Source organism: Roseateles sp. GW821-FHT02E12, from assembly GCF_059421665.1.
The window spans coordinates 1,266,371-1,282,362 of record NZ_JBWKVK010000002.1 but is presented as its reverse complement, the minus strand read 5'-3'; the positions used below and the strand labels follow the sequence as shown (position 1 = coordinate 1,282,362).

Genomic DNA, 15,992 nt, shown 5'->3' with positions numbered 1-15,992 from the left:
CGGCTATTAGCCGCGGAAGCCCGCAATCGCTGCGAAGCAGCCTTTCACTAAGGTTTGCCCACGCTGCTGAGCACATGATGGAGTTCAGCTCAAACACGCGACCGGCTGCATGCAGTCAGTGCGCGAATCGTCACACGCCTGCGTGAATCGACGCCGCAACGTCCATGACACTGGCACTCGCGTTCCCCTTTCAAGCCGACATGACCCAAGCCCTCATCGAACAACTCGCCGCCTGCCATCGCAACGGCACCCGGCTGAACGCCGCCGATTGGGTGGATGCCGTGAGCGACGAAGCCGATGCCTATGCCGTGCAGGAGGGCGTGGCCGCCGCGTTGGGCTGGCAGTTCGACCGCTGGAAGTCCGGCGGCGCCAGCGCGCAGGGGCCGTTCAGCCATTCACCAGTGAACCCGGTTACTGGGACGGCGCTGCTGGGCATTGAAGCCGAGGTCGCGCTGCGCGTCGGTGCGGACGGATCGCCCGAGGCGATGTGCATCGCCGTCGAGCTGGTTGCATCGCGCTGGGCCGAAGGCCTAGATGCACCCGCGCTGCTGCGCATGGCCGACCACCAATCCAACGCCGGCCTGCTGCTGGGCGCCTGGCAGCCGTTCCAGCCGCTGGATTGGGGCCAGCTCGAATGGCGCCTGGCCATTGCCGGCCAGCCCGACATCGTGCGCCGTGGTGGCCATTCGCTGGCCAACCCGGCCGGCGTGCTGCCCGCGTGGCTGCAGCACGTGACCCGCAATGGCCGCCAGGTCGCGCCCGGCACCGTCGTGACGACGGGCGCCTGGGGCGGCCTGCACCCAACCACCGGCGCGGTGCATGGCACGCTCAGCATCGAGGGTCTGGGCGAGTTCGCCTTCTAGAACACCCGCTGCGTCGCCCACTCGCGCAGCGGCGTGAACAGCAGCGCAAAGCCCAGCACGTTCAGCGCCACCATCAGCCAGAACAGACGGCGGAAGGCGGGCTTGGCGCTTTTGTGGCGCAGCAGCTCCTGCGCGAGCAACGCGCCCGGCCAGCCGCACAGCAGCGACAGGCCGTGCAGCGTGTTCTCGGCCACGCGCCAGCCGCCTCGCAGCGCGGCGCGCTTGTCCAGCGCGTAGACGATGAAGGTCGCCATGCTCATTGCGGAGTAGGCACCCCAGGCCGCGTTCGGCACGCCCCACAGCAGGTGGCAACCCAGCACGAAGACCGCAAAGCCCGGGATCAGCAGCACCACGCGGCCGCGGTCGCTCGCCTTCGGGATGGGCGGCATGGGGCGCGGCGCCAGGCTTTGCACGTCAACGGCGCGGCGCTTACCCTGCTCGTCCTGGGCTTCGCGGTAGCTCAGGCGCTCACCCGTGAAGGGCCGGTGCGGCCGCAAGCCGAAGGCCTTGACGTGGACGAAGACCTTGGCACCGCCCCCGTCTGGCGTGATGAAGCCGTAGCCCTTGGCGTCTTCCCACTGCGTCAGCGTGCCTTTCATCGCGCCGCCTCCGCCAAGTGTGCTTTCAACGCCTCGATGGCGTGGCGGACCTTGGCCGGCTGGGCATCGCGTTGAGGCGTCATCGCCCAGACGGGCAGCTCGGGTAGCACGAGTTCGGTGTCCAGCCGCAGCAGCCGGCCAGCGGCAACGGCTTCGGCCACGTCCCCATCGCCCAGCCCCGCCACGCCCAGGCCGGCTTCGCACAGCTGCTGCAGCGTCAGCTGGTTGTTGCTGGTGTAGCGCGGGCGAACGTTCAGCTCGCTGCCGGGCAGGCGGCGCGGTTGGTCGGTGCCGTCCTGCAGCATCAGCCAGTCGGCGGCTTGCAGCGCCTCGGGCGTGGCCGGCACGCCGCGCTGGGCGAGGTAGCCGGGGGCGGCGTAGAGGCTGGTGTGCACGGTGCCGATGCGCTGCGCCACCCACTGGCTGTCGGGCAGGCGGCCGAAGCGGATGGCGAGGTCGATGCGGTGGGCGACGAGGTCGGTGAAGCCGTCTTCGACCTGAAGGTGCAGTTGCAGCTTGGGGTGGGCCGCCAACAGCGGCGCCAACGCGGGCCCGAGGCGGCGGCCGAAGCCGACCGTCATCGCGATGCGCAGCTCGCCCTCGGGGGCGTCGCGCAGCTGCTGGAGCTGGGCTTGTGCGGCTTCAGCCGCAGCCACCATGGCAGCACAACCGGCGTGGAAACGCTCGCCCGCCGGCGTCAGGCTGAGCTTGCGCGTGGAGCGGTGCAGCAGCGTGACGCCCATGTCCTTCTCCAGCGCCCTTACCTGTTGGCTGACGGCCGAGGTGCTGGTGCGCAGTTGCCGCGCGGCGGCGGCAAAGCTGCCGTGGCGCACCACCGAGGCGAGGACGGCCATGCGTTTGAGCTGGTCGAGCATGAAGATTTTCTAAACAGTGCCGGCGATCTGAGGCGGCTTATCGGCGCATTGTGAATGCCGAAACAATGACTCATCACCAAACCTGTTCTGGAGAACACGATGAACATTACCCTGATCGGTGCCACCGGCTTTGTCGGCAAGGCCCTGCTGGAAGAACTGCTGAACCGCGACCACCAGGTGCGCGCGCTGCAACGCGACGCCGCCAAGCTGGCGGCGCGCCCCGGGCTGGAAGTGCGCTCGGTGGACGTGCTGGCCGGCGACAACCTCGCGGCCGAGCTGACCGGTGTGGACGCCGTCGTCAGCGCCTTCAACGCCGGCTGGGCCAACCCCAATCTGCACGACGACTTCCTGCGCGGCAGTGATGCCATCGCCAACGCCGCGCGCGCGGCCGGCGTGCGCCTCATCGTCGTGGGTGGTGCGGGCAGCCTCTTGATTGCGCCGGGCCAGCAGTTGGTCGATTCGCCGGCCTTCCCGGCCGAGTGGAAATCGGGTGCGCTGGCCGCCCGCGAAGCCCTGAACCGGCTGCGCGCCGACAAGACCGGCCTGGACTGGACCTTCGTGTCGCCCGCCATGCATCTGGAGCCCGGCGAGCGCACGGGCAACTTCCGCCTCGGTGGCGAGGAGCCGGTGTTCGACGCCAAGGGCGAGTGCCGCATCAGCGTGGCCGACTTGGCGGCAGCGATCGTGAATGAGCTGGAGGCGCCGCAGTACCGCCGCGCCCGCTTCACCGCCGGGTACTGAGCGCGGCGCACCCATAAGAAAAGCCCTGCAGGTCATCCCTGCAGGGCTTTTTGTTCGCTTCAGATCGGCTCTATTGAGCCGAAGGCATCAGCGGCCGAAGCCACCCTTGCGCGGGCCGCTCGGCGGGCGACGGTCGCCGCCGAAGGACGGACGGTCACCGCCGAAGCTGGGCTTGCCGCCGAACGCGGGCTTGGCGCCGGCGTTGAAGGGGCGATCACCACGCGGCTGGAAGCCACGATCGTCACGCGGCGCAAAGTTGCGTTCGTCGTTGCGCGGGGCAAAGCCACGCTCGTCACCACGCGGCTGGAAGCCTTCAGGACGCGGCTGGAAGCCACGGTCGTCACGGGGCGCGAAACGCGTATCGGCGCCCGGGCCACGCGGCGCAAAGCCACGGTCCGGCTGGCCGAAGGGCTTGCCACCGCCATGCTGCGGGCGGCCGCCGTCTTCACGACGGAAAGGCTTGTTGCCGAAGCCAGGACGGCCGCCACCGAAGTGGCCACGCGGGCCGCGGTCGTCGAACGAACCTGCCGGGCGCGGCGGGAAGATGCGCGGCTCTTGCGTCTTGGGCTCAAGGCCTTCGATGTGGCTCACCGGAATCGTCTGCGTCGTGAACTGCTGGATGCGGCGGATCATGGACACGTCTTCACGCTGGCCCAGCGTGATCGCGAGGCCTTGGCGGCCGGCACGGCCCGTGCGGCCGATGCGGTGCACGTAGTCCTCGGCCTTCATCGGCAGACCGTAGTTGATGACGTGGCTGATGGTGGGCACGTCGATGCCGCGGGCGGCGACGTCGGTAGCCACCAGCACGCGCACTTGCTTGCTGCGCAGGGCCTGCAGCACGCGGTTGCGCTTGCCTTGGGGCATGGCGCCGTGCAGCGGGGCGACCGAGTGGCCGATTTCAGCCAGGCGCTCGGCCAGCCAGTCAGCGTCACGCTGTGTGCTGGTGAAGACGACGGCCTGCTCCATCTCCGGCAGGGCCAGGATGGCTTCCAGCAGTTGGTCCTTGTGGTGGGGGTTGTCGGCCCAGTGCAGGCGCTGCTCGATGTTCTCGTGCGTGTCGGTGTGGTTGGCCACCTCGATGCGCTCCGGGTCCTTCAGCAGGTTCTGCGCCAGGCGGCCCACGTGGCCGGCGAACGTGGCGCTGAACATCACGGTCTGACGCTCGGCCGGCGTGTTGCTGGCAATCATGGTGATGTCGTCGATGAAGCCCATGTCCAGCATGCGGTCGGCTTCGTCCAGCACCAGCATCTCGACATTGCCCAGCACGCACTTGCCGGAGTTGATGTGGTCGATCAGGCGGCCGGGGGTCGCGATCAGGATGTCCAGCGGGCCCATCAGCTGGCGAATCTGCAGCGGGTAGGGCATGCCGCCCAGCACGGTCGCGACCTTCAGGCCCGGGATGAAGCGGCCGTAGGTCTGCGCGGCCTTGGCGACCTGCATGGCCAGCTCACGGGTGGGGGCCAGCACCAGGATCTTGGGGCCGTAGATCTTGCCCTTTTCGCGCTTCCTGCTGTCATCACCACGCGCAGCCAGGATCTTCTCCAGGGCCGGCAGGATGAACGCGGCCGTCTTGCCGGAGCCGGTGCGAGCCGAGACCATCAGGTCCTTGTTCGCGATGGCGGCGGGGATGGCAAGCGTCTGGACGTCGGTGGCCGTCTCGTAGCCGGAATCTTTCACGGCCTTCAGGGTGACTTCGCTCAGGCCAAGGTTCTCGAAACTCATGTCGTTCTTTCAGTCAAAAGCCCATCCATGCCGCCCGAAAATCAGTGAAGGCGGACACGCGGGCGCTGAACAGCTCAAGCCGTTCAGCAGTCAAAGTCGCTGGGAGAAAGCTCGTGTCGGGCGGCTCGGGCTGCTGTTTGCAGTCGGGTGCGGCACGGAGGAACAGTCAAAGCGACGGCTTCATCGCCGCCGACCGATCCACGAGGGGTGTTCGAGAAGCCGTATGAACTACGGGCCGAACGAGGTCAGAGGAGACGTACGAAGCTCGGTTGGAACCGAGCGAAGATGTGACTGTAGCATGAATCAGGGTTTTCACCAAAACCCACGGATGCGGGGCGGTACTCTGGCACACTGCCGCCTCCCCGGGTCGGCAGAACACCCAGGCCTTGCCGCGCGGCGCATGCCGTGAGCTGAACCTGCCACGCAATCGCCTTCGTTCACGTTCGGACCTCCCGCGTGCGCCCTGGCTGCAAGCCGGCAAGCCCAGCCTCTTCATCGTTGGCGCGCGCATGGAGTCCTACCGTGCCCCGTGAATCCCTGCCCCTCGTCGTGGACGACCTGTCCACGTTCGCCAAGTCGCTGCGCACCCAGTTGCTCCAGCACGAGTCGCCGCAACCGCCTGGCCACCAGACGCTGCTGAACATGCTGGCCCGCGCGGCCGGGCATCGCAATCTGCAGACGTTGCAGGCGCGGCCGCCAACACCTCCCCCCAAAGCAGTTGTGCCGATAAGCCCCGAGCACAGCGACATCGTGCGCCGCACGCTCCGGCTCTTCGACGACCAGGGCCGGCTGACGCGGCTACCCGTCAAGCGCTCGTTGCAGCTGATGGCGCTGTGGGGCCTGTGGATGCATTTCGATGCCAAGCGGCCCTACCGCGAACGTGAGGTCAACCAGATCCTGACCGCCTGGCACAGCTTCGGCGACTACTGCACCTTGCGCCGAGACCTCGTCACGCAAGGCCTGATGGCCCGCACGGCGGACAGCTCGGTCTACACCAAGCTACCGGCCCGACCGGGCGAAGACGCGATGGCGCTGATGCGCTCACTGCGCCAGCGACATCACTGAGCCATCAACTGGCGCACGCGCGCCTCGTCGATGCTTGCTGCCGGGTGGTAGACGATCAACGTCAGGTCCGGCCGGCCTTCAACGGCCAGGCCCGTGTACTCCAGCGAGATCGGCCCGGCCACCGGGTGGTTGATCTGCTTGGCCACGTCGCCGTAGTTGCCGCGCACGTCCAACTCGGCCCACATCGCGGCGAACTCGGCATTGACGGCGCTCAGTTCGCTCACCAGCGCCTGCACGACCGCCGTCGCGCCGGCCCGCGCAGCATCGGCGCGGAAGGCCGCGACGACGAAGCGCGCGTCTTGCGCCCAGTTCGGCATGCGTCCACGCGCAGCGGGGTTGGCAAAGATGTGGCGCAGGATGTTGCGCTGCCCCGGCGGCATGGCCGCGTAGTCGTTCAGCACGGCGGCGCAGGCGCGGTTCCAGGCCACCACGTCCCAGGTCGGCGTGCGAATCATGGCCGGGCAATGCTCCAGCGCGTCCAGCACGCGCTGCAGGCGTGGCGGCACGTCGGCTGCGGCCGGGTAGCGCACTTCGGGCGGGCGGTTCTGCGCGAGCAAGAAGAGGTGCTCGCGCTCCACGTCGCTCAACTGCAGCGCCCCCGCCAAGCGCTCCAGCACCTCGGTGGACGGCGCACCGCCGCGGCCCTGCTCCAGCCAGGTGTACCAAGTCGGGCTCACGTGGGCGCGCTGCGCGACCTCCTCCCGGCGCAGGCCCGGCGTGCGCCGGCGCGCCAGCGGCAGGCCCAGGGCGGCCGGGTCCAGGCGGGCGCGACGCTCCTTCAGGTAGCGGCCCAGCGGGTTGTCTTCGACGACGGACATCGTGATCCTGTTAGTGGCGGTACCGGTATGCGCTCACGGCTTCACGCATGCGGGTGAAGTCGCCAAAGTGGCGCCACTCCACCTCTTTCGCAAGGACTCTCCATGCATGTGTTCGTGACGGGCGCGACCGGTTTCATCGGCTCGGCCATTGTGCAAGAACTGCTTTCCCACGGTCACCGCGTGACCGGCCTGGCGCGCTCGGATGCGTCTGTCGAAGCGCTGGCCGCTGCAGGTGCCACGGCACACCGCGGCGACCTGACTGATCTCGACAGCCTGCGTCGCGGCGCAGCGGTGGCCGATGCCGTCATCCACACCGCGTTCAACCACGACTTCTCCCGCTTCGCCGCCAGTTGCGAAGACGACCGCCGCATCGTCACCGCGCTGGGCGACGCGCTGGCGGGCAGCGCGCGCCGGTTGGTCGTCACGTCGGGCACGGCCATGGTGGCCGGCGGGCCGCTCGCCCTAGAGACGGATGCGCCATCGAGCAAGCATCCGCGCGCCGCGTCCGAGCAGGCCGCTGCGGCGCTGGTCGAGCGCGGCGTGCACGTCAACGTCGTGCGGCTGCCGCCCTCGGTCCATGGCGCAGGTGACCATGGCTTTGTGCCGCTGCTCATCGACCTCGCGCGCCAGAAAGGTCTGGCCGCTTTCATCGGCGACGGCAGCAACCGCTGGCCAGCCGTGCACCGGCTGGATGCAGCCGAGCTGTTCCGCCGAGTGGCCGAGCAGGGACGGGCCGGCGTGAGCTACCACGGCGCCGCCGAGACGGGCGTGCCCTTCGCGGACATCACCGCCGTCATCGGCCGCCGCCTGGGCCTGCCGGTGCAGGGCCTGACGGGCGAGGCGGCGGCGGCGCACTTTGGCTGGTTCCAGCACTTTGCCGGCCTGGACAATCCGTCCAGCAGCGAGGGGACGCAGCGCGAGCTGGGCTGGCAGCCGCAGCGGCCGGGCCTGCTGGCCGACGTGGACCAGCCGGGCTACTTCGCCAGCTGAACGGCCCGCAGCCAGCCGCGCAGGCTGTTGAAGAAGGCCAACCCTGACGCGCGGGCCAGATCCTCGCGCGTGAGCCGTGCCTCCTTGATGCGCGCTTGGGCCAGCAGTTCGGCCCGCAACACGCCGGGCAGCAGGCCGGCACTCAACGGCGGTGTCAGCCATTGGCCGTCCAGCTGCACGGCAAGGTTCCCGAAGCTGCACTCCGTCAGCTCACCGGCCTCGTTCCAGAGGATGACGTCGAAGGCCTCGACAGGCTTGTCGAAGGCGTACAGCTCGCGGCGCGTCGTCTTGTGCACGAGGAACTCGGCGTGCGGGCCGCGCGTTGGTATCGGGCGGTCGGCCAGAGCAAGGCGAACCGGCTCTGCCATGGGCGTGAAAGCGCTCAACGTGTGCGCGAAACCGCCCTCGGCATCACAGGTCAGCCGCAGCCGCCAGCTGCCTTGCGCGTGCTCGGCAGCAACGACCTTCAGATGCGCCCGCGCCTCGCCCAGCGAGAAGCGCAGGCCGAAGTGACGCGCCGTGCGCTGCATGCGTGCCAGGTGCGCGTCAGCGCGCAGCACGACGCCGGTCTCAAGCCGCAATGTCTCCAGCGCCTCGATCGCGGCCTCGGCGCGTGCCAGGAAGCGCGACTTCGCACGCCATTCGGCGATCTCGGCGGCGGGCTCGCTGTCCAGCGTGATCGCACTGCCGATGCCGCAGGTCAGGCTTTCGCCACCGAACTCGACGGTGCGGATCGGCACATTGAAGGTCGCGACGCCGCCGGGCTGGATCAGCCCCAGCGCGCCGCAGTACCAGCCACGGGCGGCCGGCTCCAGTTCGCGAATGATCTGCATCGCGCGGATCTTGGGCGCGCCCGTCACCGACCCGCAGGGGAAGAGCGCCGCGAAGGCGTCGGCCAGCGTCAACCCGGCGCGGCTGACGGCCGTCACGGTGGACGTCATCTGCCACACGGTGGGCAGCGCATGCAGTTCGAACAGGCGCGGCACGCGCACGGTGCCCAACTGGGCCACGCGGCTCAGGTCGTTGCGCAGCAGGTCCACGATCATCAGGTTCTCGGCGCGCTCCTTGTCGCTGGTGCGCAGATGCGCTTGAGCGGCCTCGTCGTCGACGCGATCGCGGCCGCGTGGTGCGGTGCCCTTCATCGGCTGGGCAGCCAGCAGCCAGCTCGCCTTGGCGCCGGGCACGGGCCGCCAGTCGAAGAAGAGTTCGGGCGACACGCTGGCCGCGCCCGCCCCCCGCAGGAACAGGCTGAAGCCCCCGGGCTGGCTGGCGTGCAGCGCGAGGAAGAGTTGCTCGGGGTCCAGCCCAGCCGCCGCGGCGCGCAGCCGTGTGGTCAGGTTGACCTGGTAGCAGTCGCCGTCGCGGATGTAGTCGCGGATGCGCTCGATGGCGCTCGTGGCGTCAGCCTCCGAATCTCGCCAGCCAAGAAAGCCGGTGAAGGCAGGCGGCAGCTCCGGCCAGGGCTCGGGCGCCGTCTCGTAGACGGCGAACTCGGCCAGTGGCGCCGCGGTCGCATGCGTCGCCAGGGCCTTGTCAAAGGCGGCGGCCGCCTCGTAGCGCAGGCCACCCAACACCCACGCACCGGCACGGGCCGCCGCCTCGGCTTGGGCGATCACTGCCCCCACCTCCTCCAGCCGCGCAGCCCTTAGCCAGCGAGTCGGCGCCTCAGACCAGACGCCGCGAACCCGCTCGCCATCCTCTCGAGCGAGGGGATGGCTCGGAAAGTCGAAGGCCGCCTGGATCAATCAAAGCGCCAGGAAATTCGTCCGGTAGTGGACGAGTTCGTCGATGGACTCGTGGATGTCCGCCATCGCCGTGTGGGCCTGGGCCTTCTTGAAGCCTTCCAGCGCGGCAGGCTTCCAGCGCTTGGCCAGTTCCTTCAGCGTCGACACGTCGAGGTTGCGGTAGTGGAAGAAGTCTTCCAGCTCCGGCATGTAGTTGGCGAGGAAGCGGCGGTCTTGGCAGATGCTGTTGCCGCACATCGGGCTCTTGCCCTTGGGCACGTACTGCTTCAGGAAGGCGATGGTTTGCGCAACGGCATCGGCTTCGCTGGTGGTGGAGGCCTTCACGCGGTCGATGAGACCGCTGCGGCCATGGGTGCCCTTGTTCCAGGCGTCCATCGCGTCCAGCGTCGCGTCGCTCTGGTGCACGGCGAAGACGGGGCCTTCGACGCGCTTTTCCAGCAGGGGGTCGGTGACGACGACAGCAATTTCGATGATGCGGTCCTTGTCGGGATACAGACCCGTCATTTCGAGGTCGATCCAAATCAGGTTGCTGTCGCTGATGGCAAGGGTGTCGGACATGGTGGGCTCACTCAGAAGAGGCGGAATTCTCGCAGCCTAAACTTCGGCTATGTCTCCGTTGATGTTGTCCCTCGCGTTCGCCGTGGCGCTCGCTGCCTCTCTGCTCGTCAAGTTTTGGCTGTCCACGCGCCAGATCCGCCATGTCGCCGCCCACCGCGGCCAGGTACCGGCGGCCTTTGCCGGCAGCGTCACGCTGGCGGCCCACCAAAAGGCGGCCGACTACACCGTCGCCCGCAGCCGTTTCGGCCTGCTAGCCCTGGCCTTCAACGCGGCAGTGCTGCTGGGCTGGACGCTACTGGGCGGCCTGAACGCGTTGAACGGCTGGGTGCTGGAGGCCAGCCGCGCCCTGCCCGAGGGTTGGCAAGGCATGGGCTACCAGCTCGGCCTCGTCGCCGTCTTCGTGCTGATCGGCTCGCTGCTGGACCTACCCTGGGAGCTGTGGTCCACCTTCAAGATCGAGCAGGCCTTTGGCTTCAACCGTACAACGCTGCGCCTTTACTTCGCCGACATGCTCAAGGGCCTGGCGCTGGGCGTGCTGCTGGGCCTGCCCATCGTCGCGCTGATCCTGTGGCTGATGGGCGCCATGGGGCCACGCTGGTGGCTGTGGGCCTGGGGCGCATGGATGGGCTTCAACCTGCTCGTCATGGTCATCTACCCGACCGTCATCGCGCCGCTGTTCAACAAGTTCGAGCCGCTGACCGATGCGGCGCTGAAGGAGCGCGTCGAGCGCCTGATGGCGCGCTGCGGCTTCGCGGCCAAGGGCCTCTTCGTCATGGACGGCAGCCGCCGCTCGGCGCACGGCAATGCCTATTTCAGCGGCTTCGGCCCGGCCAAGCGCGTCGTCTTCTTCGACACACTGCTGGCCAAGCTCGACGGTGGCGAGGTGGAGGCGGTGCTGGCCCACGAGCTGGGCCACTTCAAGCACAAGCACATCACCAAGCGCATCGTGCTGATGTTCGCCATGAGCCTGGCCGGCTTTGCGCTGCTGGGCTGGCTGGCGCAGCAACCGGCCTTCTACCTGGGCCTGGGCGCGGTGCCCAATCTGGGCGCGCCCAACGACGCCCTCGCGCTGATGCTCTTCCTGCTCGCCGGCCCGGTGTTCGGCTTCTTCGTCACGCCGCTGGCCAGCCACTTCTCGCGCCGCGACGAGTTCCAGGCCGACGCGTACGCGCGCGCCCAGGCCAGCGGTGCCGACCTGTCATCCGCGTTGCTGAAACTGCACGAAGACAACGCCGGCACGCTGACGCCCGATCCGGTCTACGCTCGCTTCTATTACTCACACCCACCTGCTGCTGAACGTCTGGCAGCGCTCGCCTCATGAACGACTTGCTGCTCGCCCGATGTGACCCCAAGGCCCCGCTGCTGGACGCCGACACGCGTGCTCGCGTGCTTGCCGCCCTGCCCGGCTGGCTGCCCGACCCCGAGGCCAAGCTGATCGGCCGGCGCTTCGGCTTCGCAAATTTCTACCAGACCATGGCCTTCGTCGACGCGGTCGCCGAGATTGCGCATGCGCAGGACCATCACCCCGAGATGCTCGTTGGCTACAACGTCTGCACCGTCAGCTACACGACGCATGACCGCGGTGGCCTGACGTTGAACGATGCCATCTGCGCAGCACAAGTGAGCGCCCTTCCCGAAGCGACCGGTGCATGAGCAAATTCCAGGCGCTGGACCTGGGACTTGTCGTGCGCGGCCATGGCCGGCACTACATCGTCGAGGACTCTGAAGGCAAGCGCTTCGTCTGCCACCCACGCGGCAAGAAGAGCGAAGCCGTCGTTGGCGACCAGGTGCGCTTTGCCGATTCCGGCGACGAAGGCGTCATCGAAGCCGTCGAGCCGAGGCGCAACCTGCTGTTCCGCCAGGACGAGTGGAAGACCAAGAGCTTCGCCGCCAACCTGGACCAGCTGCTGGTGCTGGTCGCCGTCGAGCCGGTGTTCAGCGAGAGCCAGCTCACGCGTTCGCTGATCGCGGCCGAGTCCGCCGGCATCAGCATGGCCATCGCGTTGAACAAGACCGACCTGCCGGGCACCGATTCAGCCCGCGAGCGCCTGGCACCCTATCGCGCCATGGGTTTGAAGATGTTCGAGGTCGCGCTGAAGGCTGACCCGGAGGGCTCGCGCGCGACGCTGGATCCGTGGCTGACCGGCCAGCGCACCTTCGTCCTCGGCCCCAGCGGCACGGGCAAGAGCACGCTGATCAACCTGCTCGTGAAAGACGCCAAGGCCCAGATCGGCGAGATCTCGCAGGCGCTCAACTCGGGGCGGCACACCACGACGACGACCCAGTGGTACTGGACCGACGAAACCCGCAAGACGGCGCTGATCGACTCGCCCGGCTTCCAGGAATTCGGCCTGCGCCAGATCCTTGCCTCCGATCTGTGGCGCTGGATGCCCGACCTGCGCGAGCACGCCAACTGCCGCTTCGCCAACTGCAGCCACATCCACGAGCCCGACTGCGGCGTGCGTGCGGCCGTACAGGCCGGGCAGATCAGCGCAGGCCGCTACCGCATCTACGGCGAGATCCTCGAAGAACTGCAGCGCAAGAACTGGTGATGCGCCCAGCACTCACCGCCTTCGCGCTGGTCATCCTTGCCGGCTGCGCCACCACCGTCTCGCCCCCGCCCACGGCCCAGGGCTGGCAGCCGCTGAGCCTGCCCGGCAAGACGCCCACGCGCTACAGCTGGACCGAGAAGGACGGCCGCCCGGCGCTGGAGGCCGCTTCCGAGCGCTCCGCCAGCATCTGGCGCAAGCGGCTGGACCCGGCGCTGGTGAGCGTCGGCGAGGTCGGCTTCTCGTGGTGGGTGCAAGGCCTCATTCCCGGCGCCAATGTCTCCGACATCGACCACGAGGACGCCGTCGCGCGCGTCATCTTCGGCTTCGGTGGCGACATCGACGCGCTGCCGCTGCGCACGCGCATGAAGTTCGAACTCGCCCAGGCCCTGACCGGCGAAGCGCCGCCCTACGCGACGCTGATGTATGTCTGGGACAGCAAGCTGCCGATCGGCACCGTCGTCGTCAACCCGCGCAGCGACCGCATCCGCAAGATCGTCGTCGACTCCGGCCCGGCAGAACTGCGCCGCTGGCGCGACCACCGCCGCAACCTGGCCGCGGACTTCCGGCTGGCCTTCGGTGAGGCCCCAGGCCCGCTGATCTCGATGGCCGTCATGACCGACAGCGACAACAGCCGCGGCTCAGCCCACACCTGGTACGGGCCGGTCGAGCTGAAGTGAGGCTTAGCGGGGCGAGCCCTGCTCGGGCTGGCGCAACGACAGCGGCGCCGCGTCCTTGACCTCGCGCGCCTCGACATCCACGACATCACCACCCGGCGGCCGGCGGCCAGCCCAGGGGTTCTTGTTGACGCGAAAGCTCAGGTTGGGCTTGCGGCCCGTCAGCAGGCGCACGAGCAGGAAGGCCACGAAGGCCAGCACGGCGATCAGGAAGAGGCCCAGGCCGATGAAGGCACCGGCGATCAGGACCAGGATGCGAAGCAGGGGGCGGAACAACGACATGCCTGCATTCTGAACGCAGCGCCGCCACCCGCACCGTGACGATCGTCACCGTCCCGCGGGTTCATCGCTCCCGCGCCAGAAAGGACAGCACCGCGTCAGCCGCCGCCTTCGGCGCGGCTTGCAGCAGCCCATGTGGCCCCGCCAGGGCAACCACCTGGAGCCCGGGCAATGCCAGCAGCAGATCCGCCGCCGCTCGCGGTGGAACGAGCAGGTCCTGGCTTGCCTGCAGATAGAGCACGGGCACCCGCAGCCGGCTGAGGAGCGGGAGGACGTTCACCGCCATGATCGCCTTGAGCCGCGCGCGAACCACGCTGGCGGGCAGCCTCTCAAGCGCCTGCCCGAGCAAAGTGCGCGACTCGACGGACGCGTGCACGCCCAGCAACGCACGCACAGACAGCACCGCCGGCAGGGCCGCAGGCGAGGGCAAGCCGCCAACAAAAGCCCCGAGCCAGGAAAGCCCAGGACGAGGGTTGCGAGCAAAGGTGCAGCACAGGATCAAGGCCTGAACCCGCGAACCCAACGCGCTCGCCAACTGGATGGCAATCGGCCCCGAGAACGACTCCCCCAGCAGCAGCAATGGCCCCTCAGCCGGTACCGCGGCGAGCGCCATCGACGCCAGCTCCGCATAACCCTGCCGGGCATCCATCGGATAGCTCACCACAACCATCCGCCAGTCGGCAGGCAGCTCGCGGATGAAGGGCTGAAACAGGTTGCCGGTGCCGTCCAGTCCAGGAAGCAGCACCAGCGTCGTCATCGCTGACGCATCAGCCCCGCCCGACGAAAGGCATGTTGGTGGCCATGACCGTCATCGTCTGCACATTGGCCGACAGCGGCAGCGAGGCCATGTAGACGACGGCGCGGGCGACGTCCTCGACATCCATGCGCGGCTCGACGGCCATCTGGCCGTTGGCCTGGGGCACGCCGCGAGTCATCTTCTCGGTCATCTCGGTCGCGGCGTTGCCGATGTCGATCTGGCCAGCCGCAATGTCGAAGGCACGGCCGTCCAGGCTCAAGGTCTTGGTCAGGCCCGTGATGGCGTGCTTGGTGGACGTGTAAGGCACCGAGAACGGCCGCGGCGCGTGAGCCGAAATGGAGCCGTTGTTGATGATCCGGCCACCGCGCGGGTCTTGCGCCTTCATCAGCGCGAAGGCCGCGCGGGCGCACAGGAAACTGCCGGTCAGATTGGTATCGACGACGGCGCGCCATTGCGCCACCGTCAGCTCGTCGATGGGCACCGGCGGCGCGGAGATGCCGGCGTTGTTGAAGAGCAGGTCCAGCCGGCCGAAGTGTTGGCGGAGCGCCGCGAAGGCGGCGTCCACCTGGGCTTCGTCGGTCACGTCGGCCGGCAGGATCAAGGCGTCGGGAAGCGTCTCGCGCAGGAGCGCCTCGCGGCGCCCCAGCAGCGCGAGCGTCCAGCCGTCACGCGCCAGGGCGCGAGCTACCGCGCGGCCGATACCGGCACCCGCGCCGGTAACCAGCGCCACAGCGTTCCTCACGCGCGCCTTACTTGGTCGACGACGCTGCCGCCGACGGCTTGGGTGCTGCCTTGGGTGCAGGTTTCTGCTGGGTCGCCTTCGGCGCCACATTCGCGGGCGCGGCGGCCGGCTGGTTCAGCTCCTTGGAGGCTGGCGTGCTGCCACCGTCCACACCGAGGCGACCGCCCGTACCCAGGCCGCCCTTGACGGTCTGCGCCTTGTAGTTGCGCAGCGCCTTGACCATCTGGTTGTAGGAGTCGGCAAACGCCGCCACGATGATCTTGCCCTGGGGCGTCTTGGCATAGGCACCGCCACCGCCGACACCGCCGCCGCCGAAGGCCGCGCCAAAGATGCCGAAATCGAAGTTCTTGGCCGTGCCTTCGGACGCGGAAATCTGCACGCCGGAACGGTTGTCGATCAGCAACAGCGTCGTGGACGCCTCGTTCTTGCTGACGCTGCCGGCTGCCAGCAAGGCCAGGCCGACGACACCGCCGCCGCCGAAACCGCCACCGCCGCCGGTCTTGCCGGAGAACTGGATTTCAGGGCTCAGCGTGTAGTCCGCGGCCACCATCTGGCCCTGGCCCATGTTCGAGCCTGCACGGGATTCGCCGCTCTGCATCAGCGCGCGTTCGCGCATCATGTCCTGCATCGCCTTGCCGCGTTCGACGACCACAAAGCAGTTGCTCTGCTGGACCATCAAGCGGATGACCGGCACCGTGGACCCCAGCTGGCGGCTGCTCAGCTGCAGGTACCAGGGCGCAGCGGTGTCTTCATGAATGGAGAGCGTCCCAAGGGACTCGGCACAGGTTTCGAGCTTGGTGTTCTCGCCTTGTGCGGTCTCGCCGCCAGCAGCTCCGGACACCGTGCCCTTGTTCTCGCCCAGCGTGGGCGCCGTTGCAAGGCAGCCGCTCAGCAGCAGCGGCGTGGCAAAAGCCAGGGGCAAAAGATGTGACGAAATTGCAGATTTTTTCATGTGCTGGCCCTCCTTGAGCATGTAAGTTACCTCTGGAATGAGGCATTGCAGCGGATTGAT

18 protein-coding genes are annotated in these 15,992 nt (G+C 68.3%); 8 read left to right on the top strand and 10 right to left on the bottom strand.

From position 1 onward, the window contains the following. Window positions 1–200 precede the first annotated feature (200 nt). A complete protein-coding gene (locus AC07V5_RS16665) occupies window positions 201–863 on the top strand; it encodes a 2-keto-4-pentenoate hydratase (protein ID WP_495116791.1) in 663 nt (220 codons plus the stop codon). Here the strand turns inward: AC07V5_RS16665 and AC07V5_RS16660 are convergent. Both AC07V5_RS16660 and AC07V5_RS16655 read right to left on the bottom strand, forming a co-directional pair. Then, on the bottom strand, window positions 860–1,462 hold the full coding sequence (locus AC07V5_RS16660; protein WP_495116790.1) for a DUF1294 domain-containing protein: 603 nt from the start codon (window positions 1,460–1,462) through the stop codon (window positions 860–862). The genes AC07V5_RS16665 and AC07V5_RS16660 overlap by 4 nt on opposite strands. After that, window positions 1,459–2,337, bottom strand: coding sequence for a LysR family transcriptional regulator (locus AC07V5_RS16655; protein WP_495116789.1), 879 nt, complete (start codon window positions 2,335–2,337; stop codon window positions 1,459–1,461). The genes AC07V5_RS16660 and AC07V5_RS16655 overlap by 4 nt, the downstream gene beginning before the upstream one ends. A 99-nt stretch (window positions 2,338–2,436) precedes the next feature. Between AC07V5_RS16655 and AC07V5_RS16650 the strand changes: the two genes are divergently transcribed. After that, window positions 2,437–3,078 (top strand): NAD(P)-dependent oxidoreductase, encoded by a 642-nt coding sequence (locus AC07V5_RS16650; RefSeq protein ID WP_495116788.1) that lies wholly within the window; start codon window positions 2,437–2,439, stop codon window positions 3,076–3,078. An 87-nt stretch (window positions 3,079–3,165) separates the two neighbouring features. Here AC07V5_RS16650 and AC07V5_RS16645 read toward each other — a convergent pair whose 3' ends face one another. Continuing rightward, a complete protein-coding gene (locus AC07V5_RS16645; RefSeq protein WP_495116787.1) occupies window positions 3,166–4,800 on the bottom strand; it encodes a DEAD/DEAH box helicase in 1,635 nt (544 codons plus the stop codon). Between the two features lie 522 nt (window positions 4,801–5,322). Here AC07V5_RS16645 and AC07V5_RS16640 point away from each other — a divergent pair. Beyond that, on the top strand, window positions 5,323–5,865 hold the full coding sequence (locus AC07V5_RS16640) for a DUF2087 domain-containing protein (RefSeq protein ID WP_495116786.1): 543 nt from the start codon (window positions 5,323–5,325) through the stop codon (window positions 5,863–5,865). Here AC07V5_RS16640 and AC07V5_RS16635 read toward each other — a convergent pair. Further along, a complete protein-coding gene (locus AC07V5_RS16635; RefSeq protein ID WP_495116785.1) occupies window positions 5,859–6,683 on the bottom strand; it encodes a helix-turn-helix transcriptional regulator in 825 nt (274 codons plus the stop codon). The two genes, AC07V5_RS16640 and AC07V5_RS16635, sit on opposite strands and share 7 nt — an antisense overlap. 102 nt (window positions 6,684–6,785) lie before the next feature. Here AC07V5_RS16635 and AC07V5_RS16630 point away from each other — a divergent pair, with 102 nt between their 5' ends. Continuing rightward, the gene (locus tag AC07V5_RS16630; RefSeq protein WP_495116784.1) at window positions 6,786–7,673 is read left to right on the top strand and encodes an SDR family oxidoreductase; all 888 of its coding nucleotides are present in this window, start codon (window positions 6,786–6,788) and stop codon (window positions 7,671–7,673) included. Here the strand turns inward: AC07V5_RS16630 and AC07V5_RS16625 are convergent. Beyond that, entirely contained in the window at window positions 7,658–9,289 is a 1,632-nt protein-coding gene (locus AC07V5_RS16625) for a chorismate-binding protein (RefSeq protein ID WP_495116783.1), read from the bottom strand. The genes AC07V5_RS16630 and AC07V5_RS16625 overlap by 16 nt on opposite strands. Window positions 9,290–9,418: 129 nt before the next feature. Continuing rightward, the gene (gene orn / locus AC07V5_RS16620) at window positions 9,419–9,976 is read right to left on the bottom strand and encodes an oligoribonuclease (RefSeq protein WP_495116782.1); all 558 of its coding nucleotides are present in this window, start codon (window positions 9,974–9,976) and stop codon (window positions 9,419–9,421) included. Between the two features lie 61 nt (window positions 9,977–10,037). On the opposite strand from orn, the gene AC07V5_RS16615 reads away from it, so the two are divergent. The 4 genes from AC07V5_RS16615 to AC07V5_RS16600 are packed head-to-tail and all read left to right on the top strand — an operon-like array spanning window position 10,038 to window position 13,205. After that, window positions 10,038–11,297 carry a M48 family metallopeptidase gene (locus AC07V5_RS16615; protein ID WP_495116781.1) on the top strand — a complete coding sequence of 420 codons (1,260 nt, stop codon included), beginning with the start codon at window positions 10,038–10,040 and terminating at the stop codon, window positions 11,295–11,297. Further along, window positions 11,294–11,629 carry a 4a-hydroxytetrahydrobiopterin dehydratase gene (locus tag AC07V5_RS16610; protein ID WP_495116780.1) on the top strand — a complete coding sequence of 112 codons (336 nt, stop codon included), beginning with the start codon at window positions 11,294–11,296 and terminating at the stop codon, window positions 11,627–11,629. The genes AC07V5_RS16615 and AC07V5_RS16610 overlap by 4 nt, the downstream gene beginning before the upstream one ends. Beyond that, complete coding sequence (gene rsgA, locus AC07V5_RS16605; RefSeq protein ID WP_495116779.1) at window positions 11,626–12,528, top strand: ribosome small subunit-dependent GTPase A; 903 nt, start codon at window positions 11,626–11,628, stop codon at window positions 12,526–12,528. Before AC07V5_RS16610 ends, rsgA begins: the two co-directional genes overlap by 4 nt. Further along, a complete protein-coding gene (locus AC07V5_RS16600) occupies window positions 12,528–13,205 on the top strand; it encodes a DUF3047 domain-containing protein (protein WP_495116778.1) in 678 nt (225 codons plus the stop codon). The genes rsgA and AC07V5_RS16600 overlap by 1 nt, the downstream gene beginning before the upstream one ends. 3 nt (window positions 13,206–13,208) lie before the next feature. On the opposite strand, the gene AC07V5_RS16595 is transcribed toward AC07V5_RS16600, so the two are convergent. From AC07V5_RS16595 to AC07V5_RS16580, 4 genes are all read right to left on the bottom strand, one after another. Further along, on the bottom strand, window positions 13,209–13,484 hold the full coding sequence (locus AC07V5_RS16595) for a hypothetical protein (RefSeq protein WP_495116777.1): 276 nt from the start codon (window positions 13,482–13,484) through the stop codon (window positions 13,209–13,211). 61 nt (window positions 13,485–13,545) lie between these two features. Next, window positions 13,546–14,238, bottom strand: coding sequence for an alpha/beta fold hydrolase (locus AC07V5_RS16590; protein ID WP_495116776.1), 693 nt, complete (start codon window positions 14,236–14,238; stop codon window positions 13,546–13,548). 10 nt (window positions 14,239–14,248) lie between these two features. Continuing rightward, window positions 14,249–14,980 carry an SDR family oxidoreductase gene (locus tag AC07V5_RS16585; protein WP_495116775.1) on the bottom strand — a complete coding sequence of 244 codons (732 nt, stop codon included), beginning with the start codon at window positions 14,978–14,980 and terminating at the stop codon, window positions 14,249–14,251. Window positions 14,981–14,987: 7 nt separating this feature from the next. Next, window positions 14,988–15,932, bottom strand: a complete 945-nt coding sequence (locus tag AC07V5_RS16580) for a CsgG/HfaB family protein (RefSeq protein WP_495116774.1) — start codon at window positions 15,930–15,932, stop codon at window positions 14,988–14,990. Between the last annotated feature and the right edge of the window lie 60 nt (window positions 15,933–15,992).